This is a genomic window from Devosia riboflavina (assembly GCF_000743575.1).
GTDB classification, from domain to species: domain Bacteria; phylum Pseudomonadota; class Alphaproteobacteria; order Rhizobiales; family Devosiaceae; genus Devosia; species Devosia riboflavina.
Genome location: NZ_JQGC01000003.1, coordinates 156,545 through 181,137 on the forward strand (window position 1 = coordinate 156,545; position 24,593 = coordinate 181,137).

A 24,593-nucleotide genomic window follows, 5' to 3' on the forward strand; every position below is an offset into this window, starting at 1 on the left:
TGCCGCGTCGTCCACCGCGGCATCCGGATTTGCAGTCAGTCTCAGGCGGCGCCGCGGCGCGAGAACTCGTCGTCGAGCTCGTCCGAGCCGCCTTCAAGGTCGAGGTCGAAACCACCGGAATTGGCCTTGGCGCGGGTCGGGGCTTTGCTCATATGCGGGGCGGTCGCCATCACCGCCGAGCGCAGGTCGCGCTTGGCAGCCTTCTTGGCCGGCGGAGCCGCATGAAGCGCGGCAGCCGAGGTCGCATCGAGCCGGAAGTAGCTGATCGCGGCCTGGAGCTGTTCGGCCTGGCTTGCCAGCTCTTCGGCGGTCGAGGACATTTCCTCGGCAGCGGAAGTGTTCTGCTGGGTCACCTTGTCGAGCTGCTGGATGGCGGTGTTGATCTGGGCAGCACCGGCATTCTGCTCGCGGCTGCCGGCAGAGATTTCTTCCACCAGTTCCGCCGTGCGCTGGATATCGGGCACCAGCTTGCCGAGCATTTCGCCGGCCGATTGCGCAGCCTTCACCGTGGTCCCCGAGAGCGTCGAGATTTCGGCAGCAGCGGCCTGGCTGCGTTCCGCAAGCTTGCGCACTTCCGAAGCCACGACCGCGAAACCGCGACCGTGTTCGCCGGCACGGGCGGCTTCCACCGCCGCGTTGAGCGCGAGAAGGTCGGTCTGGCGGGCGATTTCCTGCACCACCATGATCTTTTCGGCGATGGTCTGCATGGCGGCGACGGCATTGTTCACCGCTTCGCCCGAAGCGATCGCATCGGCAGCGGACTGGCGGGCGATCTTTTCGGTCTGGCTGGCATTGTCGGCCGACTGCTTGATGGTGGAGGCCATTTCTTCCATCGAGGCGGATGCCTCTTCGGTGGACGATGCCTGTTCGGTGGCGCCCTGGCTCAGTTGTTCGGCGGTTGCCGACATTTCCTGGCTGCCCGAAGCGACGTTGCGGGTCGCGGCGGTGACTTCAGCCACGACTTCGCGCAGCTTGGAGGTCATCGAGTTGAGTGCCCTGATCAGGTCGCCGACCTCGTCGTCGCCCTTGACCGAAGCCGTGGCATTGAGGTCGCCGCCGGCCACGTCATTGGCAAGACCCACAGCGCTCGAGAGAGCCTTCGAGATCGACATGACGATCCAGGTGGCGGCGATTGCGGCGATGAGCACCGAGGCGATCAGGAGGCCGATCAGCAGCATGCGGCTCGACTGATAGAGCCCGTCGGCATCCTTGGTCGCCTGCTGCAGCACCTGGTCATTGCGTTCGACCATCGAGGTCAGGAGATCAACAGCGGCGCCGCGCAGCGTCGCGCCTTCGCCATTGGCCAGTTCGTTGGCATTATATTGCGAACGCTGCAGGGAAGCGGCGATGGCCTTGTCCATGGCCGCGACCATGGCCTCATAATCGGCCTTGGCCCGGCCGACCAGCGTGATTTCCGACGGGGTGACGGCGCGTTCGAGTTCGGCGATATCGGCCGCGAGATCGGCAAGATCGGCGCGGTAGAGATTGACCCATTCGTCCTGCTGGGCCGGATCGCTGTCAGCGAGCAGAATGCTGCGCTGCTGCTGGAAGGCGTCACTCGCCTTGAGGAAGAAGGCATTGGCGGCTTCGAAGGCCGGCAGTGCGGCCGCGTCGCCGGCCGACAGGCGCCGGCGCAGTGCGTCGACCAGATTGCCCGTCGAGGTTTCGAGCGCCGCGATGGCCACGCTGCCTTCGGTCGTGGTGATGGTAAAGGCGGCCACGTCGCTGTTCTGCTCGGCGAAATCCTGCACCCGCTGCGACACTGCCCAGTATTGGTCGAGCTTTTCAGCCAGGCTCTGCATGTCGGTATTGAGCTCGGCGACCGAGAAGGCCCCGACAAGCGACTGGGTATCGGCGCGCACTTCGGCAAAGAGGGTGCCAAGACCCTCGCGCTGGGTCGCCAACTGAGCGGGATCCGAGGTCAGGATCATGGCGCGCAGGCTATTGCTGAGATTGGTCAGGTCTTCCTGCATCTCCTTGAGCTGCAGAGAGCGTGCGGCCGGGCCGTTGACGATATGCGCCAGCGTATCGTTGATCGTCCCGAGATTGCCCAGGGCCATGAACATGCTGGCGCCCGAAAGCGCCACGACCGTAGTGAATACCGCGGCAAGTTTGGTCTTGATGGTCAATCTCACGATGCAGCTCTCTCTTCTGGTGCAGCTACGGACGCGCTTCTGCCGCCCGGGGTTTCGAAAATCCGTTCCATGTCGGGGATGATGATGAAGCCGCCATTGCGCTTGCCGATCCCCTTCACAAACTCAGGGCGCCAGCGCATGCCGACCTTGGGCGCCTCCTCGATGGAGGCGGCTTCGATGTCGGTGACGTCATGCACCTTGTCGGCGAGAATGCCGGCAATGGTGGGTTCGCCGTCGATATCGACTTCCATGACCACGATGCGGGTATCCTCATCGGGTTCCGGACGTTCCATGCCGAACATGACCCGCAGGTCCGCCAGCGGCACGACGCGGCCGCGGACATTGATCAACCCGCCCACGAATGCCCGTGCACTCGGCACTTCGGTGATCGGCACGAGATCGAGAATCTCGCGCACCCGGCTCGCCTCGACCGCAAAGAGCTCGTCTTCGAGCCTGATGGTCAGGGCCGTCATAAAATCCTGGTTCTCGCTCATGCGGCCCTCCCCAGATTACGTTCGACATAAGACTGGCCCGAGGCCACGAGATGGGCGGTATCGAGGATCAGGGCCACCGTGCCGTCACCCAGGATGGTGGCGCCGGAGAAGGACTTGATCCCCGAATGCAGCTTTGAAAGCTGCTTGATGACCGTCTGGTTGTTGCCGATGATCTGGTCGACCACCAAGCCGACGCGGCCTTCGCCCGAAGAGACGATGACGACCTTTTCATGCTCGTCGCCCTGGCCCTTGAGGCCAAAAACCTCGCGCAGGCGCAGGTAGGGCACGAGAGAGCCGCGGATATCGAGGAAGTTGCGGCCCTTGGCCGAAGCCTCGAGACCAACCGGCAGCTCGACGCATTCTTCCACCGCCGCGAGCGGGATGGTGTAGCGGCCATCGCCGACGCGGATCAGCATGCCATCGATGATGGCAAGGGTCAGCGGCAGCCGGAGGGTGAAGACCGAGCCCTTGCCCGGCGTCGTCGACACGTCGATCGTGCCGCGCAGCCCGTCAATGGTGCGCTTGACCACATCCATGCCGACGCCGCGGCCGGACAGCGCCGTCACCTCTTTCGCCGTCGAGAAACCGGGCGCGAAGATCAGGTGGTTCAGTTCCTGCTCGGTCAGCTTGGCATCGGCGGTGATGAGGCCGTTTTCCTCGGCCTTGGCGCGAATGCGCTCGTGATTGAGGCCGGCGCCATCATCGGTGACGGAGATCGCCACTTCGGCGCCAGAATAAACAGCCGAGAGACGCACCGTCCCCTTGGGCGACTTTCCGGCAGCGACGCGCTTTTCAGCGCTTTCAAGGCCATGATCGACCGAGTTGCGAATGAGGTGCACCAAGGGATCAGCCAGACGCTCGATAACCGTCTTGTCGAGCTCGGTTTCTTCACCGGTGGTGATGAACTCGATCTGCTTGCCCAGTTCCCCCGAAAGGTCATGCACAAGCCGACGGAAGCGCGAGAAGATCGTCCCGATCGGCACCATGCGGATGCCCATGGTGGTATCGCGCAGGCCCGAAGACAGGCGCTCCAGTTCTTCGGCAATGGTCTTGAGCGCCGTATCGGAGGAAGAATTGGCGATCTGGCTCAAACGCGCCTGGGCAATCACCAGCTCGCCGACGCGATCCATAAGCTCGTCGAGCCGTTCGGCCGGCACGCGCAGCGAGGTCGCCGCGGGCTTTTCGGCCTCGGCCTTTTCGGCAGCCTTTGCCTTTTTGGCGGGCGCCGCCTTGGCGACCGGCGCCTCGGGCACAAAGGGAGCTTCCGGCATCGCGTCGTCAGACGGCGCCGCAACCGCGACTTCGATCACCGGCGCCGGAGCCTCAACCACGGGAGCAACCGCTTCCCCACCCAGCGGGGCCAGCGTCAGTTCCATATTGTCGCGCAGGAACAGGAAGACATCGTCGATCGCCGCCGTCGGATCGTCCGCCACCTCGATATCGACCTGCCAGCCGAGATAGCTGACTTCGGGATCGATGATGTCGAGATCGGGAATGCGGTCGGTCAGCGCCAGGACATCGGTCGGACCGATCCCGGCCAGTTCCTTGAGCAGCAGTTCGGGATTGGTGCCGTAGACCAGCGCGTCCGAGGGCAGATAGAAGGTCAGGCGCCAGCGCTTGGCGCCCGTATCTGCCGGCTTCGGCGCTTCGGCGACCACGGGAGCCGGAGCGGGTGCCGCCACGGGGGCAGGCGCCGCTTCCTCATGACCACCGACCGCGGCGCCATCGACGATGGCGCGCAGTTGCACGAGAATCTCGGTGCCGCCATCGACAGGCGCATCCGGGTTCTCGATCAGCAGGTGAATATGGTCCTTGGCATCGAGCGCCACGCCAATGAGCGCGGTGTTGGCCTTGCTCTGGCCCTTGCGCACACGGTCAAAGGCCGTCTCGAATTCGTGGACGAATTCGGCGACGGCCGTAAACCCGAACATGGCCCCGGAACCCTTGATCGTATGCAGGGCCCGAAAGGTTGAATTGATCAGGTCGTCATTGGAGGGGTCCTGCTCGAGATCGAGCAGACCGGCTTCGAGCTGATCGAGCAGCTCGCGCGCCTCCTGGCGAAATGTCTCGGTGGGATCAGAGATGTTCATGCCCCTGTGACCTTCTTGATAACGGCCAGCAACTGGTCCTGCTTGAAGGGCTTGACGATCCAGCCGGTGGCGCCCGCTTCCTTGGCCTGGCGCTTGAGTTCCTCGTCGGACTCGGTCGTCAAGAGGATGATCGGGATGCCCTTGCTGGCGGGGTGCTGGCGATATTTGCGGATGAATTCGATGCCGTTGAGAACCGGCATGTTGAGGTCGGTGATGATGGCATGGACCGTATTGGTAGTGGCCTTGTCATAGCCGTCCTGCCCGTTGACGGCTTCGATCACGTCGAGGCCGGCCGCGGTCAGGGTCATGGCCACCATCTGGCGGATGGAGGCGGAGTCATCGATGGTGAGGATTGTCTTGGTCATGCCGTCGCGTCCCGTCGCTTTAAATGTGTTCGGTCCAGAAGCGGGCTGTCGGCTGGGCCGGGTTAAGGAACCCCGCCCCTTCGAGTACAGCCTGCAACTTGGGGCCCGGCGGCCCTTTCAATGTCAGTGATTTGCCCAGAGCCTCGGCCTTGCGCCGCGCCGCCAGAAGCGTCTGGACGGTGGTCACGTCGGCCTGCGCGATTTCGCTGGTGTCGAGCGCAATCGCATCCTGCCCGGCAACCGCCTCCTTGAGACGGCCAAGCAGGTCCTGTGCGGACTTGACCGAGGTGTCGCCGGTCAAAACGAGCGTGAAAATGCTGCTCCCGGTCATGGCAGCGACCTGGTCGGAATAAATATCAGCGATGTCATAGTGCTCTCGGGCTTGGCTTAGTTAACAACCGATAAACGGTTCAAAGTATTCAGGCGGCGTGCGAACCCGTCTGGATAGTCATTGGACGATGTTTGCAGCCGTATTCCCATCCGGCCTGGTTATGATCATTCCTTAAATGGCTTAATCATTGGTTACAGGCTGAAGTTTTTTACTAGTCTAGCTTGCCATCCGTTAGTATAACCTGAGAATAAATACAGACTCTCTGCAAGAGTATCCCGCCCTATGATTCTGAATCCAACCGCGCCGGCAGGGAATCGTGGCAAATAGACTCTTGGACGATTCAGAGTCCTGAGCTCCGCAATACTGATTGATTCATTGGCCGCGCTACTGTGCAACGGACCGAAAACGCCGAAAACGGCGCAATTTTATGCAATGCGGGGGGGCGCGGAAACCTGTCACATCCCGCCTTTATTTTGCCCCGATTGCGGCAAGACCAGAATGTGTGCGTACCTCATTGGCACGCATGAAACCGCTATTTGCGAAAATTTTCTTCCGCTATCAGCTAGTTAGGAACCTCAAGAGGCTTTCGCGCCTTTTTTTGCGGGCCTGTTGGGGCTGGCCAGGCAAAATCAGGACGCGACGGGCTCCGACCAATGAAAATCCGGCTTGGCGAGGTGGGACAGGCCCTCGGTCTCCCCGGCAATGCGCCGCAGCAGGATTTGACCAAGCCGGCGCCCGGCCTCGACAAAATCCTCCGCCACCGTTTCGGCGGCCGGTTGGAACTGCATGAACATGGAGGAAGACTGTTTCGTAACGACATGGGCCGTACGGCCCACCGTGTGCCCGGCCTCGGCCAGGCCACCGAGAATGGCCAGCGCTGACACTTCCGAAGCGCAGATATAGCCGTCCGGACTATCGGGGCGCTTGGAGCGCTTGATGACATAGTTGCGGATGGCGTCGGTGGCGCTGTTGAGGTTCACGTCGGCGGCAAATTCATAGGCAATGCCGGCCTCGCGCGCGCCGCGCTCGATGCCGGTCTTGAGATGCTCGGTATAGGTCAGCGCGCTGTCGGGCAGCACGATGGACACCTTCTTGCAGCCCTGCGCCGCCAGGCGGAGCGTGGCGTGATAGGCATAGTCCTCATTGTCGAAATCGACGAAGGGATGCGCTTCCGGCCAATGGCTGCGGCCGTGGCTGACAAAGGGAAAATCGTTGTCGATGAGAAAGCGGATGCGCTCGTCAAAGGTTTCCGACTTGGAGAAGATCACCCCGTCGGCCATGCGATTGCGCACGATGTGCCGGATCGGCTCGATGGGCTGCACATTGCGGAACAGGGGTGTGATGACGAGGTGATAGGAGGTGTCGCGCAGCGATTCGGTGATCCCGGTCACGATCGAAGTGCCAAAGCCATAAATCTGCTCATCGGGCTCGAGCACCAGCGAAATCACATTGGTGCGGCCGGTTTTGAGGCGCAGAGCGGCGCGGTCGGGCAGATAGCCGATTTCGGCGGCGATGCGCTGCACGCGGTCGCGCGTTTCCTGGGCCAGTTCCGGCGCATTGTTGAGCGCACGGGAAATGGTGGTCACGGCAAGGCCCGTCATCTGGGCAATGGTCTTGAGCGTCGGCTTGCCGGAAGGCTTCACGCCGCGCTTGCTGCGCCCGGCGGACGGCAAATCGTCTTGCGACACGGAAATATCCCCTCATCCGTCCTTTCCGGACGGCTTGTGAAGGGAAAACAACATCAGATTGAGCGCCGGAGATCAAGATAAAGCACAAAAGTCCCAACAGGCTCGCGGCCTGTGGGATGCGCTCAACGCTGGTCAGATTGCCAGCCCTGTCATATCCGTGCAGTAAAATCCGGCTGAGGTACGTATGTCAATACATCGCCGACAATATTTACAGCAATCCCTCTTAGCCGTTGTCTTGCCCCAAGCTGACATGTCAGAAGCGAGTTGAGGACGCTGCCATACAAGGCGGCAGGCATTTGGCTGCGGCGCTTTTCCCGCGGCAGGAGGAAAGAAGATGCGCAAGGTTGGCATCGGCATCGTTGGTTTGGGCAATATTTCGGCAGCCTATCTCAAGGCCGCCCAGGGTTTTCCGGTTCTCGACATCAAGGCGGTCGCCGATCTCAATCCGGCCGCCGCGGCAGCGCGCGCCGCCGAGTTCGGCGTCAAGGCCGTCAGCATGGACGAGATCTTTGCCGATCCCGAAATCGAGATCATCCTCAACCTGACCATCCCGAAGGCCCATGTCGACGTGGGCCTGCGTGCCATTGCCGCCGGCAAGCATGTCTATTCGGAAAAGCCGCTCGGCGTCGTCTTTGCCGAAGGCAAGAAGCTGATCGAGGCGGCGCGGGCAAAAAACCTGCGCGTCGGCTCGGCCCCCGACACCTTCCTCGGCGGTTCGCACCAGACCGCCCGCCGCATTGTCGACGAAGGCCAGCTCGGCCAGGCCGTCGGCGGCACCGCCTACTTCATGTGCCCCGGCCACGAGCGCTGGCACCCCAATCCTGCCTTCTATTATGAAGCCGGCGGCGGCCCCATGCTCGATATGGGCCCCTATTACATCACCGACCTCGTCAACCTCCTGGGCCCGGTCGCCAAGGTTTCCGGCTTCGGCACCATGCTGCGCGACACGCGCACCATTACCGCCAAGGAGCGCAATGGCGAGGTGATCCCGGTGCATGTGGCAACCCATGTGTCCGGCACCCTGGTCTTTGCCAATGGCGCCGTGGTGCAGATTTCCATGAGCTTTGACGTGGCCGGCCACAAGCATGTGCCGCTCGAAATCTACGGCACGGACGCGACGCTGATCGTTCCCGATCCCAACCATTTCGGCGGCCAGGTCGAAATCTTCAAAAAGGGCGGCGAGTGGACCAATGTCGACACCGACCAGCCCTATGCCGACGGCAATTACCGCTCCATCGGCCTTGCCGACATGGCCCATGCCATTGTCGAAAATCGCCCGCACCGCTGCAACGGCGACCTGGCGCTGCACGTCCTCGAAGTCATGGAAGCTTTTGAGACCTCCTCGCGCACCGGCCAGGCTGTGGAAATCACCACCCCGGTAACGCGCCCTGCCCCGCTCGGCACGTCGCTGGTGGATGGCAAGTTGGGACGCTAACTTAGCCCAAGGCCATCGCCGGATCGTAGCTTGATCCGGAGCTTTCCAAAACTCCGCGCTGCCCTCGGGCTTGACCCGAGGGCCACTCTCCAAGCTCACTGGCTCTCATAGCGACCCTCGGGTCAAGCCCGAGGGCAGCCCGGCGAATAGGGGTTCAGCAAAGCGAAACCTCACGCGCCCCGCTTCTGCGCCATCAGCGCCAGCGGCCGCCCCTCGAGATCCCCAAAAAATCCCATCCATTCTTCCATCCCGTCTTCATGGCGATGGATAAGATGCGGCACCTGCATGAACTCGACCCCGCGCGCCGCGAGCACCTCATGGGCCGCGTGGATATCCACGACGCGAAAATAGAGCACCGATTCAGGCCCCGCCTCAGCACTTTCCTGCAGATAGAGCCGCATCCCACCGCAGTCGAAAAAGCTCAGAGCGCCGAACTGATAGAGATGTTTCAGCCCCAGCACATCGCGATACCAGGCCGTCGATGCTTCGATATCGCGCACTTGGCGCGAGACCTGCCCCACGGCCTGCAAGAGTCCATCATCTGCCATTTTCTCCTCCCGTTCTCGCCCAATCCAATTGGCGCCTAGAGCGGAGAAAGGTCGAGTCCCAATTGCTGGCGAAGCTTCTTGCTCAGTTTCGCCGCGACCAGCCGATGGGCTTCGACCACATAGGCCTCCACGTCCTCCGCCCCGAGCGGCGCATCGACCGAAATCGCCACCCAACCCGCACGCGCAAAATAGGGCGCGGGGCGAATGCCGGGCAGTTCCGTAAGAAGGTCAAAGGACATGTCCGAGACCTTGCACCAGACCTCGCCGGGATCGCGATCGAGCAGCGCAAAAATCTTGCCGCCCACCTTGGCGACCGAGTCGTCGCGCCATTGGCGCACCAGCGTCACCGCCGGAAGCGCTGAAACGAAGGTCTCAAAGCCCTCGCGTCGCATGATGGGGGGATAGGTGAGGCTCAATGCTAACAGTCTGCTAACGAAAAGCGGCGCGTCGATGACGCGCCGCACAATGATTTGACTACTCGGCGGCAACCCCGAGCCCGATGGGACAGCTCACGCCCGTCCCGTTGAGCCCGCAATAGCCATTGGGGTTCTTGGCCAGATATTGCTGGTGATAGGTCTCGGCATAATAGAAGGGACCCGCCGGAGCAATCTCGGTTGTGATCGCGCCCAAGCCCTTCTCGCGCAAGGCTTTTTCATACATGGCCTTGCTCGCGGCAACGATCTCGGCCTGGTCCGGCGTCGTCGTATAGATGGCCGAGCGATACTGGGTGCCCACGTCATTGCCCTGGCGCATGCCCTGGGTCGGATCGTGCTCTTCCCAGAAAGTTTTCAGCAGCGTTTCCAAAGAGATAGTCTTGGGATCATAGACCACCTTGACGCTCTCGGTATGGCCCGTACGGCCCGAACAGACCTCTTCATAAGAAGCGTTCGGCGTGTGCCCACCCTGGTAACCAACGGCAGTCACGAAAACCCCGGGCAGTTTCCAGAACAGGCGCTCGGCGCCCCAGAAGCAGCCGAGCCCGAAATAGATGGTCTCGGCGCCCTCGGGATAGGGTCCCTTGAGCGGCGCGTCATTGACAAAATGTTGAGAAGCGACAGGCATTTCCATGTCGCGGCCGGGCAGCGCCTCGGCCTCAGTCGGGATGGTAGTCGGCTTGGTGCGGAAGAACATCTGTTTCTCCTTTCGCCGCGTAATATGGGGATTGTCGCCCCGAATTTTTAGATCAGATATCGTCGGTTCGCAAAAACCGTTCGCGCCGCGGCTTTCGTCCCAAAAGCGCCAGAACGATCCCCGGTACCCCGATCACGGCAAAAGCCGGATAGGTCAGAAGCGCATCAAAGACCCGGTCAAGCAGGTTGGCAAAGAACCGGCTATGGAAAAACTCTCTAACACTATCAAGGCTTTGCGCGTGAATTTGCAGCCATATATCGCCCAGCGACGTCATCACGGCAGCATTGGCCGCCAGCGATTTCGTGCCATCGATGACAAGCAAGACCAGCGCCAGGCCGATCAGCCAGGTGCCGACAATTCGCAAGGCTATCCGCATTCACCCCGTCCCGTGCTTCTGGGCGCCGACCGCTGCGCCCCTGCACCCGCCCCTTCTGCCACGCGCCGGGACCGTTTCACAAGAGATCAGCGCGATCGTGAAAAACATACGGGAGAGGGCAAAACTCCCGCTTGCGCCCGAAACGTTCATCAGTATATTGCGCCACGCTCGCAACGGCATAACAAGGCCGTGCACAACCTGGTTCCAGGGTTGCCAAGGCGATGCGGAGAGATGGCCGAGTGGTCGAAGGCGCACGCCTGGAAAGTGTGTAGGCGGGGAACCGTCTCGAGGGTTCGAATCCCTCTCTCTCCGCCAGTTTCTCTAATGCCAGTGTTTTCAATGATTTAGACTCCCGGAGAATCTTCGGGACTCATACACATGCCTGATGCATGTGTCGTCCTAGCAGGCCCCTCCGGCGCTTCCACGCGTGTTCGGAGAAGAGCATTGGCAGCCAAGGCCAGCTATGTCGAAAAGGTCGGTTCCATCTATTATGATCGTCAGCCCCATCATGGGCGCCGCCTTCTGGCGCGATGATGTGGATGTGAAGGCCGAGAAGGTCGTGGTCCGTTTCGTCGAGGGCCAGCCGGTTGCGCTCAACGGCCAGACCTTTGCCGATCCCGTCGCACTGTTCCTCGAAGCCAATGCCATCGGCGGCCGCCACGGCCTCGGCATGAGCGACCAGATCGAAAACCGCATCATCGAGGCCAAGAGCCGCGGCATCTACGAAGCCCCCGGCATGGCGCTGCTGCACATCGCCTACGAGCGGCTGGTAACCGGTATCCACAACGAAGACACCATCGAGCAGTACCGCATTAACGGCCTGCGCCTCGGACGCCTGCTCTACCAGGGCCGCTGGTTCGACTCGCAGGCCCTCATGCTGCGCGAAACTGCGCAGCGCTGGGTGGCAAGCGCCATCACCGGTGAAGTGACCTTGGAGCTGCGCCGCGGCAACGACTATTCGATCATGAAAACCGAAAGTCCGAACCTGACCTATGCGCCTGAGCGGCTAAGCATGGAAAAGGTCGAGGACGCTCCGTTCACACCGGCGGATCGTATCGGGCAACTGACGATGCGCAATCTCGACATTGCGGATACACGCGCCAAACTGGACCTCTACTCGAAAACAGGCCTGATCGCGATTGGCGAGGGCGAGGATATGTTCCGTTTGGAGAGCGGCAAGGAGTGAGGCAGCTTTATTCGTCGCGCCAAACAGCCGGCAATGCTGTGAGACGTGATGGATGAAAGTGGGCTTCGACTAAGCGTATATGTGGTCGCTCCAGAGCGGCCACATTGCCGGGGCCAACACACGCTCGGCTTTACCGGATTGCCCTCATCATAGCCGGCATGCCCTGAAGTCTGCTTCGTGTACGACCTACCCAAATTGCAGACCGTCCGGTTTTCACCCCATTTTTGACTCTTGGTAGCGATGAGAACATTCCCAATAACGGCTCCTTGAAATCGAAATGTGCATGATACACATTGCTTTTTGAGCCTAAACCGATGAAAGCCTCGCGCTTCCAGACTCCCGGAGAGTCCCTCTCTCTCCACAATTTTCAAGCTATTGAAACTTTTGCAATAAATCTCGCTGCGTGGCTTGCGTTGGCGCTTTCCTGTCAACTCGTAACGCGAGCCGTGCGGCCGTAGACGAGCAGCATCACGATGATCACGAGACCATAGATCACCTGCCGGGCAGCATCCGGCATCTGCATGATCGATACGACTGAGTTCAGGAGCACGATCAGGATTACCCCGACCAATGTGCCTATAAAGCGGCCGCGCCCGCCCAGGATATGGGTACCGCCTAGAACCACGGCGGCAATGGCCGGCAGGAGATAGGGCGTCCCCATGCCCTGGAAGGCCTTGTTGGAATAACCCGCCAGAAGCATGCCGGCCACGGCGGCGCAAAGGCCCGAAATGACGAAAGCCCCGACGACGACGCGGCGCGTTCTGACGCCGGAGAGATAGGTCGCGGATTCGCTGTTGCCGGTGGCATAGACCATTTTGCCGAAGGCGGTTCGGCCCAGGATCGTCGCAACCACCAGTGCGACGCCGGCCCAGACGAAGACCGCGACGGGAATGCCCAGGATTTTGTCGGCAGCGAGCCATTTCATCAGGGGTGTCGATTCAGTGCGGGGGGAAAAGCCGCCGGTGAGCATCACCATGAGGCCGCGCATGACCGCATCTACGCCCAGTGTGAAAATCATCGAGGGGATGCGCATATAGGCGACGCCGAAGCCGTTAAACAATCCGACCGCAAGACCGACGGCAAGGCCGGTAGGGATAGCGAGATCGCCGCCCACATAGGTCGCCATCATGGCGGCGGCTGTCATCGTCCAGGGTACGGAAAGGTCAATGTGACCGAGCAGGATCACCACCATCATGCCTGCCGCCACGATGCCGAGGAAGGAGCCGGTCTGAAGCTGAGTAAGGAGATAGTTCGGCGTGAGCAGCGGCGCCGTACCGATGGTGGCCAGCGTATAGATGGTCCCGAGCACCAGGATGACCACGACGAACCCGGCCGATATGACCACGGGCACGTCGTCGGGGCGAACCTTCGGTAGCGAGACCGTATTGGCCATGGCGATCTCCTAGCGGAAGAGTTCGAGGCGGTTTTTAACGCGCAGAATGCGCAGGGTGCCGAGACTTACCGCCGCGAGCAGCACGACGCCTTCCACCAGCGTCTGCATCAACGGATCGATCGACAGGACCCGAAAATAGAAGGAGATGACGCGCAGGATCATCGCGCCGAAGATCGCTCCGACGGCACTGCCGATACCGCCAAGGAGCGAGATGCCGCCGAGCACCACGGCGGCGATGGAATTAAGCGTATAGACCCCTGCCTGCGAAATGTCGGCATTACCGACGCCAGTCTGAATGGCGAGGTAAAGCCCGCCGCAGCCGGCAAAGAAGCCGGCAAGCGTGAACGCCAAGAGCCGGGCCCGGTCTATCGGCAGGCCCGACATATAGGCGGCGCCTTCCGACGAACCGATGGCGTAGAGGGTGCGGCCCGTGACGGTACGACGAAGCGGGATCCAGACCATGCCCACCACCACGATGATAATGAGCAGCGGCACCGGAAACCAGGCGATAGGTTGCAACCAGGGGGCCTCACCGTCGTCAAAAAGGCCATAGGTCTCGAAGAGGTCGCGCAGGGAATTCGTGGCGGCCCAACCGAGATCGCCATCGACGTCGCCGCCGGGCGTGGGCCGCAGCAGCAGGGCCAGCCCCATGGCCACCGCACCCGAGGCGAGCGTGGCGATGATCGGTTGTAGCCGGCCATAAACGATGATCAGCCCATTGACGAAGCCAAAGGCGGTGCCAGAAGCGAGCGTCACCAGGCAACCAAGGATAATCTGCCAGGGTTCGCCGCGCACCAGCCAACTGGCGATGGTGTTCGTCAGGGTCATGACCGCGCCTACCGATAGATCGAGTCCCCCGGTTACGACTGCCAATGCCTGGGCGATGGCGACAAAGCACAGCACCGCCGACTCGTTCGCATTGGCGATCAGCACATTGGCGGTGAAGCCGCGCGGATGGAGGAGGTTGTAGACAAGATAAAGCAGAACAAGCAGCACAATGGCGCCATAGAAGCCGCGGTTCTGCTTGATCGATATCAGAATGGCAGAGCTGCGCGGCGCCGTGGCTTCCGAGACGGACGAACCTTGGGTAATCGCGCTCATTGGCGTGCGCCTTCTCTCGGCGTATCGGTCGACCTGATATTGAGCGCGGCGGCGACGAGGCGCTCTTCGGTCGCCTCGTCGCCGGCAAGCTCGGTCACGATGCGCCCGTCATACATGACGAGAACCCGGTCGCAGAGACCGATAAGCTCGGCATAGTCGGTCGAATAGAAGAGGATCGCCGTACCCTGATCGGCCAGATTTCGCATCAACTGGTAGATTTCCTGCTTGGTGCCCACATCGATGCCGCGGGTGGGATCGTTGAGAAGGACGAGGCCGGGATCGGTCATCAACCACTTGGCGATCACGACCTTCTGCTGATTGCCGCCCGAGAGCGTCGCAACAGCGTCGTCCGGTCTGGCGACCTTGATCTGCAATTTGGCAATGGCGTCGGCCACAGCCCGGCGCGATTTTTCGGGGTCGATGAAGGGGCCGCGCAGCACCTTGTCATAGGCGGCGCTTAAGAGGTTGTCGGCTACCGACATGGGCAGCATGAGCCCCTCGGTCTTGCGATCCTCGGGCACGAGCGCGATACGGTTTGCGCCGCCCTTGGCATCTGCCGGGCTCGACGGCGAGGCCGCCCTGCCTTCGATGGAGACGGTGCCACTGACGCCGCGCAACACACCGAAGAGGGCAAGCAAAAATTCCTTCTGGCCCTGGCCATCGAGACCGCCCAGGCCGACGATTTCGCCCTTACCAACGGTCAACGAGACGCCGTGCAGGCGATCCTCCCATCGGAGCCCCTCAACCACCAGATGCGGCTTGCGCTCCTGCGGCACCGGCGGGGGCGGAAACTGATGGACGATGTCGCGGCCGATCATCAGCTTGACGATCTCGTCCTGGCCATGGGCGCCCTTGGCAAAGGTTTCGATATGGCGGCCATTGCGAAACACCGAAAGCGTGTCGCACAGCGCTTCGACCTCGTGCATGCGGTGCGAGATGAAGAGCATGCCCACCCCATCCTGCCGAAGCTGGTCGAGCACGCGATAGATGGTTTCGACGTCTCTGCTGGTAAGGGCAGACGTGGCTTCGTCGAGAATGAGCAGTTCCGGCGCCTTGCCGATGGCCTTGGCGATCTCGACCATCTGGCGCCGCGACAGCGACAGGTCGCGCACCACGGCACGTGGATCGACATCTTCGCAATGGATGCGCGCCAAGAGCGCTTCGGCACGCCTTGTCTGGGCGCGGCTGTCGATGAGGCCGAAACGGCGTGGCGGATCGGAAATGGAGATGTTCTCCGCCACCGTCAGGTCGGGGATGAGCGAGAGTTCTTGATAGACCGAGACGATGCCGGTCCGCACGGCATCGGCGGGCTTGTTGAACTGGTGCTGTACGCCAGCGACACTGACCGTGCCTGTATCCGGACGCACGACGCCCGACATGATCTTGATCAGGGTCGACTTGCCGGCACCATTCTCGCCCAGAATGGCGTGGATAGACCCTTGCCGGCAGCTCAGATCGACACCTTCGAGCGCGCGAACGCCCGAATAGAACTTCGATACACCGCGTAACTCGACGAATGGCGGCGTCTGCTGCTCAAGCGCCATGCCGGCCCCTCTCCCCGAACCGCGCGTGGACAAAGGCCCACGCCAAAAGAGTGAGAAGGCGGCAACCGGCCCGGCCGCTGCCGCCGTCCACCTGCTACTTCACGTCAGTTTCGTCCTGGGCCATGATCTGCGGCCCGGTGATGTTCACGCCGCAGGGCGGGAATTCATTGACCGTGAAGAAGTTGTCCGGCAGATCGCTCCAATAGTTCTCGCCGTCGACCAGTTCAGTATAGTCCGCTTTCGGCAGCGGAATCGAGGTGAACTGGGGCAAGACATTGCCTTCAAGCGCCGCAATGGCCGCCTTGATGCCGATGGCGACCATGCCCGGCGTATTGCCGACCGACAGGCCCTTGAGGCCTTCGGAAGAATGCGCCGCAACCAGCTTGCGATAGCCATTCTCGGCCTCCCCGCCCACCGGCACGAAGGGGTGGCCAGCGGCCATCAGGGCCTGAACAGCGCCGGTGGTTCCGCCCTGAACCATCACGCCATCAAAGGTATTGCCGTGTACGGCGAGCGCGTCCGCCACAACCTTCTGCGCTACACCATCGTCCCAGCCACCGTTGACGGTCACCACTTCCCACGGGCCGGGAGTCTTGGCCAGCGTTTCATGGACGCCGAGCGAACGGTCGCGATCGACGGCATTGCCCGAAACGCCACGGACTTCTAGTAGCTTTCCGGAGGTCTTGCCCTCGGCGGCCAGTTGATCGATGACCCATTGGGCATAGGCGACACCCTGGTCATACTGGTTCTGATTGACCTGCAGCAACTCGTCGGTGTCGAGCGTATTGTCGAAGGCAACGAGGACCACATTCTCGCGGTCGGCGAGGCGAATGACGCGGTCGAAGCCGTCGGTGGTCACGGCATTGATGATGATGCCGTCAAAACCCTGATTGATGAAGTCTTCGATGGCGCCGAGCTGGGCCGGAGCGTCATTGCCTGTCGAGACGACCTTGAACTCGCTGATCTTCGAGGCGATTTCGGGCAAGGCCGCATAGGCTTTCGCGGTCTGGATCATCTGGATGCGCCAGGTATTGCCCACGAAGCCGTTGACCACGGCGATCTTGTATGGCCCCGGCTTGGCGGGCCACTGGAAATACTTGGTTTCGGCGCTCCACGGCGCGAAACAGGCCGGGTCGACGCCCGGCCCGGCAACAATCTCCGGGCCTGCCCATGTCATACTGGTGCTCGAAAGCACGCCCGCCAGGGCGGCAGCGAGTGCATAGCTTTGCAGTCTCATTGGTTCCCTCCCAAAACGAAACAACGTCACACTGCCCGGCTCTTGGCGCGCGCAGCGTCATCGCAGCCCGATGGTCGCTGCGAACCCTATTGGCACCCGGAGGCGCCATCTCTCCCTGGTGGTTATCAGGCAATGCCAGTCCACCTATTTCTCGTACAATATTACATCAATGCAGGCGGTCAAGTGCCATAAACACGCGGCTATGTCACTTTTGGATCATACGATATCCAAAATGTGCAATTTGCGCGGCTTCTTGTGTCAGAGATGGCTGCACTGAATCTACTGGGAAGCGCGCCCCTTGCCCTGGAGCGCCCAATCAGGCGCCGTTCACCATCAGCCGCACGGCATAAAGCGATGTTGTCCCACAAATATAGAGCACGTTTCGCTTGGCCCCACCGAAGGTGACATTCGAGACGACTTCGGGAACCTTGATCTTGCCGATGAGAGTGCCGTCCGGATGATGGCAATGCACGCCATCACCCGCGCTGGTCCAAATACGGCCTGCCGTGTCCAGCCGGAAGCCATCGAAGAGACCGACCGTGCTGTCTGCAAAGACCTTGCTAGCCCCGACGTGCGCGCCATCAACATCGAAGACCCGGATATGCGCCGGATTGTCCTTGCCATGCGTGCGGCCGGTATCGGCGACATAGAGCTGCGACTCGTCCAGCGAGAAGGCCAAGCCATTGGGCCGGATCATGTCGGTGATGACGGCAGCAACCTCGCCGGTATCCGGATCGACCCGATAAACGTGGCACGCGCCGATCTCGCTTTCCGCCTTGTCGCCTTCGTAGTCGGTTTCAATGCCGTAGGCTGGGTCGGTAAACCAGATCGAGCCATCGGATTTGACGACCACATCATTGGGTGAATTGAGGCGCTTGCCCTGCCAGCGATCAGTGATGGTAACGATTTTGCCATCAAACTCAGTGCGGGAAATGCGCCGGCCGCCATGCTCGGCTGAGACCAGGCGCCCAAGGCGATCGACCGTATTGCCGTTGGAATTTCCGGCAGGCTGCCGGAAGACCGAGACGTGCCCGTCGGTCTCGTCGTAGCGCAGCATGCGGTTATTGGGAATGTCCGACCAGATCAGGTAACGCCCCGCGGCAAACCAGGCAGGACCTTCCGCCCAGCGACAGCCCGTCCACAAACGTTCGACCTGTGCGTTGGAGTTGTAGAGTCGCGCAAACCTCGGATCGAGCAACTCGTAATAGTCCTGCCACGCCATGTTTTCCTCCCACAGATGAATCCGGATCGGGGCGCACGGCGGCTGACATGTTTCCAAAGGATTGCCCCCGCACACACCAAGACAAAGCGCAACACGACAATCGTGCAGCACCGCCGTGACGCGGTGATCCGACCGTTACCCCTCCGCTCAAATGGCGCCTGAGCCGTGCCTTACCGAGCTTTTATTCTCATACTATAGCAATTATTGAGGAGTCAACGAACGGCTATGCCGGGTCAAAGCAGCGATTGGCGGAGATGAAAGGAGCCGTCAAACGCCGCCGGAAAAATCCGTTTGGCTTATCTTGTCCACGTCATGCGTGGCATTGCCCAAAAGAGTCAGAGCCGCCGCCCGCGCCATGGCCGGCTTCCGCTCGATGATGGCGCGGAGCAAATCGCCATGTTCGATCACGGCACGCGGACGATGCGAGCCTTGAGCCAAAAAAGCAAACATCTGACGCAAGGCCACACCGAACATCTGTCCGATCGGCCAGAAGAATTCATTGTGCGTGGCAAGATAGATGGACTTGTGGAACGCCAGGTCGGCCTCGACCCATTTTTCATTGTCAGCCCCGGCATCGACCATTGCCTGATAGGCTTTCGTCATCCGCTCCTGGTCGACCTCGGTCGCTGCTATGGCCGCGAGTGCCGCAGCTTCAGGCTCCGTTGCGCGGCGCAGTTGGAACAGCTTTTTGAGATATGTCTCGGTATCGGTGACCTCGACAGTCCAGCGCAATATGTCTGGGTCGAGGTGATTCCAGTGCTCGGCGCCGCGCACCAATGTACCGCGCTTGGGGCGAGAATCGATCAACCCCTTGGCGGCAAGCGCCCGCACGGCCTCGCGCATGGCGGTGCGGGAAACACCGAGCATTTCGCAAAGCTGCACCTCCGGCGGAAGTGCATCGCCGGGCTTGAAATCGCCGCGCACGATGGCAAGGCCGATTTGATCAGCCACGCGCGCGTGCAGCTTCAACGAAGCTTGCGACAGTACGGAAGAAATGGAGGGGGGTATCGCGAAACTCCCAGGGCAGGCACCGCCCGTTAGACCAATCATCGTTTAGCGCATCACGCCTGCTTCGTCATCTCTGAAATGCGACCCTTGACTCCATATAGCATATTGTATGAGTTAATGTTGTAATTTTCGCGGGCGTTAGGACTGCGAGCCGCGACTAACTTGCCAATCTTTCACTGGAACGGGACCAAAAATGTACGACATCGCCGACAAGCTGGCCGTCATTACCGGAGGCACACGCGGGATCGGCCTGGCGATCGGAGCGGCGATCCTCGCGGCGGGCGGCCGTGTCGTTCTCAATGGCCGGGCCGAAACCGAAGAGGCAATGGCTCTTAGCGCCAAATTCGGTCCTGAGCGGGTCGCAGTGGAACTGGGGGATGTATCCGCCCCCAAACAGGCAACGGCGCTTGTCGAGAATGCCGGCGAGCGTTTCGGTCGCATCGATATCCTCATCCACGCGGCCGGAGGGCCCGCGCCGGGCAAGGTGACAGACCTCACGCCCGAGGCCTGGATGAACGCCTTTGCCATCCATGTGCATCCGGTGTTCCATCTTTTCCGCGCCGCCCATCCCTATCTGAAGCGGGAGGGCGGTGCGGTGCTGCTCGTCTCATCGGTCGCCGGTATTCGCGGCTGCCCCGGCACGCCGGCATACCAGACAGTCAAGGGCGCGCTGATTCCGCTCGCAAAGGCGCTCGCTTTCGACCACGCGAGGGAGAAAATCCGCATCAACGTCATCAATCCCGGCATTATCAGAACGCGTTTCCATGACGCCATGAGCGAAGAGGCGAAAGCGCATAATATCGCCAACCGCATCCTGCTCGGTCGCGAGGGTACGGTCGAGGACGTCGCGGAGGCCGCCATGGCGATGCTCACCAACGATTTTATTACCGGCGAATCCATCACCGTGGATGGCGGCATGTCGATGCGGGTGACCGGCTAGTCGGCGCGTCGCTAGACGCGATCTTGCGGGCTCGTGGAAGGCCGGGACGTTGAGCCACGAATGACCAGTTCGGGTGGGAATACTTCGAGCTTTCCGCTCGGCCGGTCGCGCTTTTCGATTTCGTCGAGCAGCAATTGGATCGAGCGGCGCGCCATTTCCGCTATCGGTGCGCGAATGACGGTCGGCGCCGGATTGAGAAGGTCGGCGAAATCGAGATCATCCACTCCGACAAGAGAGACGTCTCCCGGGACGGACAGTCGCAGATCGCGGAAGGCCTGCAGCGCGCCCATGGTCATGAGATTGGAAAAGGAGATGACGCCGCTAGGCCGGTTCGGCCTTTCCATCACCGCCTTGACGCTCGCATAAGCAGGCTCGAAATCGTAGCCGCCCGCAAGGACATTGGCCTCGCTAAAGGGCAGACCACGAGCTTCGAGGGCGTCCCGGAAACCGCGGAGGCGGTCGGTGCTCGTGAGGAGGCCGGGGAGACCGCCGAGCGCGACGATGTCGGTGTGACCAAGATCGAGCAGGTGGTCGGTGGCCATGCGCGTGGCGCGGGCATTGTCCAGTTTGACGGCGTTGTAGGTAAGCCCCTCCACCGGCATGTCGAGGAGCACGGTGGGCACGTGGATTTGCTCGGCGAGGTAGCGACCGTGATCGGCGTGAGACTGAGTGGGCACGATGATGAGGCCGGCGACGCGCTGCTGGCGCATCATGCGCAGGATCTGGTTTTCGCGGTCCTCGTCCTGCCCGCTGGAATAGACCACGGAGAGATAGCCAGCGCTGAGGCAGACATTTTCGATGACACGCGCCATAGCCGAAAAGTGCGGGTTGGCGACATTGGGAACAAGGAGGCCGATGAGGCGGGACTGGCCGCTGCGGAGGCTCTGCGCGGCGCCGTGCGGCACATAGCCGATCGCGCGCACGGCGGCTTCCACCTTGGCGATGATTTCTTCGCTGACCGGGGCGGAGCGGTTGATGGCTGCCGAGGCCGTCGAGATGGCGACGCCGGCATGCCGGGCAACGTCCTTGATGGTCGGCATCGATCATTTCCTCCGCTGCAACCGGCTTGCGCACCGATTTGAAACATGCTTTATACGAAACGTTTCGTGTAGGCAAATATTGATCGACAGGCGGGTCTGTCGATTTTTTTGTAACAATCACACGAAACGTTTCGTGTTCTGCCCGACGAACGAGAGGAAGTCGCCGGGCTCTGGGAGGAGAGGAACCATGACCACTTTTTCGCGCCGTCAGGTGCTGCTGTCGTCTGTCGCCCTGGCGGCCGGTTTGGGAATGTCGCGCGCCTTTGCGCAGTCCGACGCTTCCGCCACTTTGCGCGTCCAGGCATTCGGCGGCGATGCCGAACTGGCCGGCATCAACAGCGCCATCGGCCGTTTCAATGCCAAATACCCCAATGTGACCGTGGAAGTGTCGATCGATCCGATCTCCACCGGCTGGGGCGACTATGTGACCAAGGTGCTGGGGCAGTTCACCTCGGGCAGCCCGGCCGACATTTATGGCACTGCTATCGAGACGTTCCAGGCGTTCTCGTCGCGCAACCTGTTCATGCCGCTCGATGATTTCGTGGCCGAAAATACCGGCTTCTCGGATTTTGCGCCGAGCCTTTTTGAACAGGGTTCCTACAAGGGGGTGTTGAACTACATCCCCATCGGTTGGAACAATATCATGATCAACTACAATCGTGATCTGTTCGACAAAGCTGGGCTTGCTTACCCCGAGCGCGGCTGGACCTGGGAGCAGTTCCGCGAGACGGCCAAGGCACTGACCGTGCGCGATGCTTCGGGCACGGTCACCCAGTTCGGCTATGAAGTGCCGAACCAGAACTTCTTCGTGCAGCCCTGGTTCTTCTCCAATGGCACCGGCATTCTCAATGCCGACTGGACGGCGTCGAACATGCTCGACCCCAAGGTCGCCGAGACGCTGCAGTTTCTCTATGACCTGATCCATGTCGATGGCGTCTCGCCCATTCCGGGCGCCGAGATGATGGACAACCAGTTCATGGCCGGCCAGGTGGCGATGATCAATCGCGGCCAGTGGATCGTTCAGAATGCCAAGGCCAATGGCCTCAACATGGACATTGCCGTTCCACCCAGGAAGGAAAAGGAAGCGACGATCATCGGCTTTGGTGCCTATGCCATCGCTGGCAATACGTCGAATGCCGACCTCGCCAAGGCGCTGGTGCTCGAACTGACCAGCGAAGAAACCCAGCGCGAGCAGGGCGAGCGTGGTGGTGGTGTGCCGGGCCGCAAGTCGGCGGCCTCGACCGAAGCTTTCCTTGCCTTCCCGCCGAGCGCCTTCCTCTACTACGAGACGTTGCCCTTCACAGTTCCGGTACCGTCGCCGGCCAATTTCCAGGAAGTGGAAAAGATATTCATCCGCCACTACACGGCGATGATGTCCGGCCAGGAAAGCATTGCCGATGGCTGCAAGGCCGCCGATGCCGAACTGACCGAAAGCTTCACCCGCCTCAAGCAACAGATGGGCGGCTGATCCTCACCGAGCCCGCCGCGGGACGTGGCGGGCTCCTCTTTCCTGATCCCAAAAACTGAAGCAGCGTGTCGGCGCGGTCCCTCTCGGGCCGGCGAGGATTTGTCATGTCGCAAACTACCTTCGAGAGGCGCGGCCGCTCGGATCTCGAGCGGGCCCAGGCGCGAACGGGCTATCTCTTCGTGCTGCCGACGACGGTGCTCTATTTCACCTTCGTGCTGGTGCCGGTCGTGCTCACCGTCGTGCTGAGCTTTTCGTTCTACGATCCCATGCTTGGCTCGCGCTGGGTGGGTTTCGAGAATTTCACGCGCTTTTTTACCGATCCGCGCTCGCTGCAGATTTTCTGGAACACGCTGCGTTTCACCTTCTTCGCCGTGACCTTCAATGTCGGGGTGGGTCTGGTGCTGGCCCTGGCGCTCAATCGGGCCATGCCGGGCTGGATGCTCTACCTTTTTCGTCTGGCATTCTTCCTGCCGGTGATGATCGCTATCGCCTTTGCTGCCATCGTCTGGAGCTACTTTTTCGCCGACGACCTGGGTGTGCTCAACTATTATCTGCGCCTCCTCGGCCTGCCCGGCGTGCGCTGGCTGACCGACAGCTCCATGGCCATGACCTCGATCATCATCATGGACGTCTGGAAGAACACCGGCTTCTTCATGATCATCTTCATTGCCGCGCTGCAGGGCGTGCCCAAGCCGCTGATGGAAGCGGCGGCGATGGATGGCACGCCAGCCTGGCGGCGGTTCTTCCGCATCACGCTGCCCTATATCTCGCCAGTTGTTTTCTTCGCCGTGATCTATGCCTCGATCGGCGCACTGCAGGTCTATGAATCCATCGTCATCCTGACCCAAGGCGGGCCGGGCGATGCGACGCGCTCGCTCTCCATTCTCATCGTCGAGCAGGGCTTTGGCTCGTTCCAGATCGGCTATGCCGCGGCGATTTCGGTGGTGATGACGCTGATCATTCTCGCCATCACCGCCGTGCAGCAGGTTCTCTCCAAGAAGTGGGTGCAGCAATGAACGTTCTCGACACCCAAGCTTCGCGCCGCTTGATCGATTGGGCCATCATCGCCTGCACGGCCGTCATGGCGCTGGGCATGCTCATGCCCTTCCTCTGGCTCTTTTCCATGTCGTTCCGGCCCGTCTCGGAGGCCTATCAATTGCCGCCGAGCTTCCTGCCGCCGAACCTCGACTTTTCCAACTATGTCGCAGTGCTCGCCTCGCGCGTGCCGTTCCTGCAGATCTACGCCAATTCGCTGCTGATCGCTGTCGTCGTGACCGTGGGGCAATTGGTCACCTGTAGCCTCGCGGCTTTTGCCTTTGCGCGGCTGAAATTCCGTGGGCGCGATACGCTGTTCTTCATCCTCCTCGTGGGGCTGATGTTTCCTGCGCAGGTGACCATCCTGCCGATTTATCTCGGCTATGCGCGCACCGGGCTCATCAACCAGCCCATTGGCCTCGCGCTCATGTATCTGACCTCGAGCTTTGGCGCGTTCCTGATGCGCCAGTTCATGGTGAGCCAACCCAAGGCGCTGGAGGAAGCCGCCCTGATGGATGGGGCGGGCTACTTCAAGATTTTCTGGCGCATCTCGCTGCCGCAATTGCGGCCGGCCCTCTCGGCGCTTGGGATCATCACCTTCACCCAGACCTGGAACTATTATTTCCAGGCCAAGGTGCTCCTCGGACGCGAGCAATCCATGACCCTGCCGGTGGCCATGGACGTGCTGCGTGGCTATCTCGGCTCGGGCAATCTGAGCCTCGTCATGGCCGCCATGAGCATGTCCATCCTGCCCGCCGTCCTGCTTTTCCTCATCGCCCAGAAGTTCGTGATCGAAGGCATCACGATGACCGGCATCAAGAACTAG

22 protein-coding genes, 1 tRNA gene and 1 pseudogene are annotated in these 24,593 nt (G+C 61.2%); 7 read left to right on the forward strand and 17 right to left on the reverse strand.

Translation table 11 applies throughout. From position 1 onward, the window contains the following. Positions 1-41 precede the first annotated feature (41 nt). From JP75_RS03960 to JP75_RS03985, 6 genes are all read right to left on the reverse strand, one after another. Positions 42-2,135, reverse strand: coding sequence for a HAMP domain-containing methyl-accepting chemotaxis protein (locus JP75_RS03960; RefSeq protein WP_035079559.1), 2,094 nt, complete (start codon positions 2,133-2,135; stop codon positions 42-44). Further along, positions 2,132-2,629, reverse strand: a complete 498-nt coding sequence (locus tag JP75_RS03965) for a chemotaxis protein CheW (RefSeq protein WP_035079561.1) — start codon at positions 2,627-2,629, stop codon at positions 2,132-2,134. Before JP75_RS03965 ends, JP75_RS03960 begins: the two co-directional genes overlap by 4 nt. Continuing rightward, complete coding sequence (locus JP75_RS03970) at positions 2,626-4,719, reverse strand: chemotaxis protein CheA (protein WP_035079563.1); 2,094 nt, start codon at positions 4,717-4,719, stop codon at positions 2,626-2,628. Before JP75_RS03970 ends, JP75_RS03965 begins: the two co-directional genes overlap by 4 nt. Continuing rightward, on the reverse strand, positions 4,716-5,084 hold the full coding sequence (locus JP75_RS03975; protein WP_035079565.1) for a response regulator: 369 nt from the start codon (positions 5,082-5,084) through the stop codon (positions 4,716-4,718). The genes JP75_RS03970 and JP75_RS03975 overlap by 4 nt, the downstream gene beginning before the upstream one ends. 19 nt (positions 5,085-5,103) lie before the next feature. Then, positions 5,104-5,415 (reverse strand): STAS domain-containing protein, encoded by a 312-nt coding sequence (locus JP75_RS03980; RefSeq protein WP_035079568.1) that lies wholly within the window; start codon positions 5,413-5,415, stop codon positions 5,104-5,106. 629 nt (positions 5,416-6,044) lie between these two features. Next, positions 6,045-7,103 carry a LacI family transcriptional regulator gene (locus JP75_RS03985; RefSeq protein WP_244446248.1) on the reverse strand — a complete coding sequence of 353 codons (1,059 nt, stop codon included), beginning with the start codon at positions 7,101-7,103 and terminating at the stop codon, positions 6,045-6,047. Between the two features lie 334 nt (positions 7,104-7,437). Between JP75_RS03985 and JP75_RS03990 the strand changes: the two genes are divergently transcribed. Beyond that, positions 7,438-8,538, forward strand: coding sequence for a Gfo/Idh/MocA family protein (locus JP75_RS03990; protein ID WP_035079570.1), 1,101 nt, complete (start codon positions 7,438-7,440; stop codon positions 8,536-8,538). A 170-nt stretch (positions 8,539-8,708) separates the two neighbouring features. On the opposite strand, the gene JP75_RS03995 is transcribed toward JP75_RS03990, so the two are convergent. Genes JP75_RS03995 through JP75_RS04010 form a run of 4 tightly spaced genes read right to left on the reverse strand, consistent with a single transcriptional unit; the run spans position 8,709 to position 10,593 of the window. Then, positions 8,709-9,086 carry a VOC family protein gene (locus tag JP75_RS03995; RefSeq protein ID WP_035079573.1) on the reverse strand — a complete coding sequence of 126 codons (378 nt, stop codon included), beginning with the start codon at positions 9,084-9,086 and terminating at the stop codon, positions 8,709-8,711. Between the two features lie 35 nt (positions 9,087-9,121). Next, a complete protein-coding gene (locus JP75_RS04000) occupies positions 9,122-9,502 on the reverse strand; it encodes an MmcQ/YjbR family DNA-binding protein (RefSeq protein WP_051960324.1) in 381 nt (126 codons plus the stop codon). A 58-nt stretch (positions 9,503-9,560) separates the two neighbouring features. Beyond that, positions 9,561-10,217: a peptide-methionine (S)-S-oxide reductase MsrA gene (msrA, locus tag JP75_RS04005; RefSeq protein ID WP_035079577.1), complete on the reverse strand. Its 657-nt coding sequence runs from the start codon at positions 10,215-10,217 to the stop codon at positions 9,561-9,563. 52 nt (positions 10,218-10,269) lie between these two features. After that, positions 10,270-10,593: a hypothetical protein gene (locus tag JP75_RS04010; RefSeq protein WP_152565723.1), complete on the reverse strand. Its 324-nt coding sequence runs from the start codon at positions 10,591-10,593 to the stop codon at positions 10,270-10,272. Positions 10,594-10,818: 225 nt separating this feature from the next. Here JP75_RS04010 and JP75_RS04015 point away from each other — a divergent pair. Beyond that, positions 10,819-10,908: transfer RNA gene (locus JP75_RS04015), tRNA-Ser, on the forward strand. 172 nt (positions 10,909-11,080) lie between these two features. Next, positions 11,081-11,779: pseudogene (locus JP75_RS04020) on the forward strand (adenine nucleotide alpha hydrolase family protein); the annotation flags it as partial. A gap of 427 nt (positions 11,780-12,206) precedes the next feature. On the opposite strand, the gene JP75_RS04025 reads toward JP75_RS04020, so the two are convergent. From JP75_RS04025 to JP75_RS04050, 6 genes are all read right to left on the reverse strand, one after another. After that, positions 12,207-13,172, reverse strand: a complete 966-nt coding sequence (locus tag JP75_RS04025; RefSeq protein WP_035079583.1) for an ABC transporter permease — start codon at positions 13,170-13,172, stop codon at positions 12,207-12,209. Positions 13,173-13,181: 9 nt separating this feature from the next. Next, the gene (locus JP75_RS04030) at positions 13,182-14,273 is read right to left on the reverse strand and encodes an ABC transporter permease (RefSeq protein ID WP_051960326.1); all 1,092 of its coding nucleotides are present in this window, start codon (positions 14,271-14,273) and stop codon (positions 13,182-13,184) included. Then, entirely contained in the window at positions 14,270-15,817 is a 1,548-nt protein-coding gene (locus tag JP75_RS04035) for a sugar ABC transporter ATP-binding protein (protein WP_035079586.1), read from the reverse strand. Before JP75_RS04035 ends, JP75_RS04030 begins: the two co-directional genes overlap by 4 nt. A 94-nt stretch (positions 15,818-15,911) precedes the next feature. Continuing rightward, positions 15,912-17,054 (reverse strand): substrate-binding domain-containing protein, encoded by a 1,143-nt coding sequence (locus tag JP75_RS04040; protein WP_035079590.1) that lies wholly within the window; start codon positions 17,052-17,054, stop codon positions 15,912-15,914. Between the two features lie 316 nt (positions 17,055-17,370). Beyond that, positions 17,371-18,276, reverse strand: a complete 906-nt coding sequence (locus JP75_RS04045) for an SMP-30/gluconolactonase/LRE family protein (protein WP_035079593.1) — start codon at positions 18,274-18,276, stop codon at positions 17,371-17,373. Positions 18,277-18,543: 267 nt separating this feature from the next. After that, a complete protein-coding gene (locus JP75_RS04050) occupies positions 18,544-19,227 on the reverse strand; it encodes a FadR/GntR family transcriptional regulator (protein ID WP_160194635.1) in 684 nt (227 codons plus the stop codon). Between the two features lie 250 nt (positions 19,228-19,477). On the opposite strand from JP75_RS04050, the gene JP75_RS04055 reads away from it, so the two are divergent. Beyond that, entirely contained in the window at positions 19,478-20,224 is a 747-nt protein-coding gene (locus tag JP75_RS04055; protein ID WP_035079596.1) for an SDR family NAD(P)-dependent oxidoreductase, read from the forward strand. An 11-nt stretch (positions 20,225-20,235) separates the two neighbouring features. Here JP75_RS04055 and JP75_RS04060 read toward each other — a convergent pair whose 3' ends face one another. Then, entirely contained in the window at positions 20,236-21,264 is a 1,029-nt protein-coding gene (locus JP75_RS04060; RefSeq protein ID WP_035079599.1) for a LacI family DNA-binding transcriptional regulator, read from the reverse strand. 187 nt (positions 21,265-21,451) lie between these two features. Between JP75_RS04060 and JP75_RS04065 the strand changes: the two genes are divergently transcribed. From JP75_RS04065 to JP75_RS04075, 3 genes are all read left to right on the forward strand, one after another. Next, entirely contained in the window at positions 21,452-22,732 is a 1,281-nt protein-coding gene (locus tag JP75_RS04065) for an ABC transporter substrate-binding protein (RefSeq protein WP_035079602.1), read from the forward strand. Positions 22,733-22,836: 104 nt separating this feature from the next. Continuing rightward, a complete protein-coding gene (locus tag JP75_RS04070) occupies positions 22,837-23,748 on the forward strand; it encodes a carbohydrate ABC transporter permease (protein ID WP_035079604.1) in 912 nt (303 codons plus the stop codon). Then, positions 23,745-24,593 carry a carbohydrate ABC transporter permease gene (locus tag JP75_RS04075; RefSeq protein ID WP_035079607.1) on the forward strand — a complete coding sequence of 283 codons (849 nt, stop codon included), beginning with the start codon at positions 23,745-23,747 and terminating at the stop codon, positions 24,591-24,593. Before JP75_RS04070 ends, JP75_RS04075 begins: the two co-directional genes overlap by 4 nt.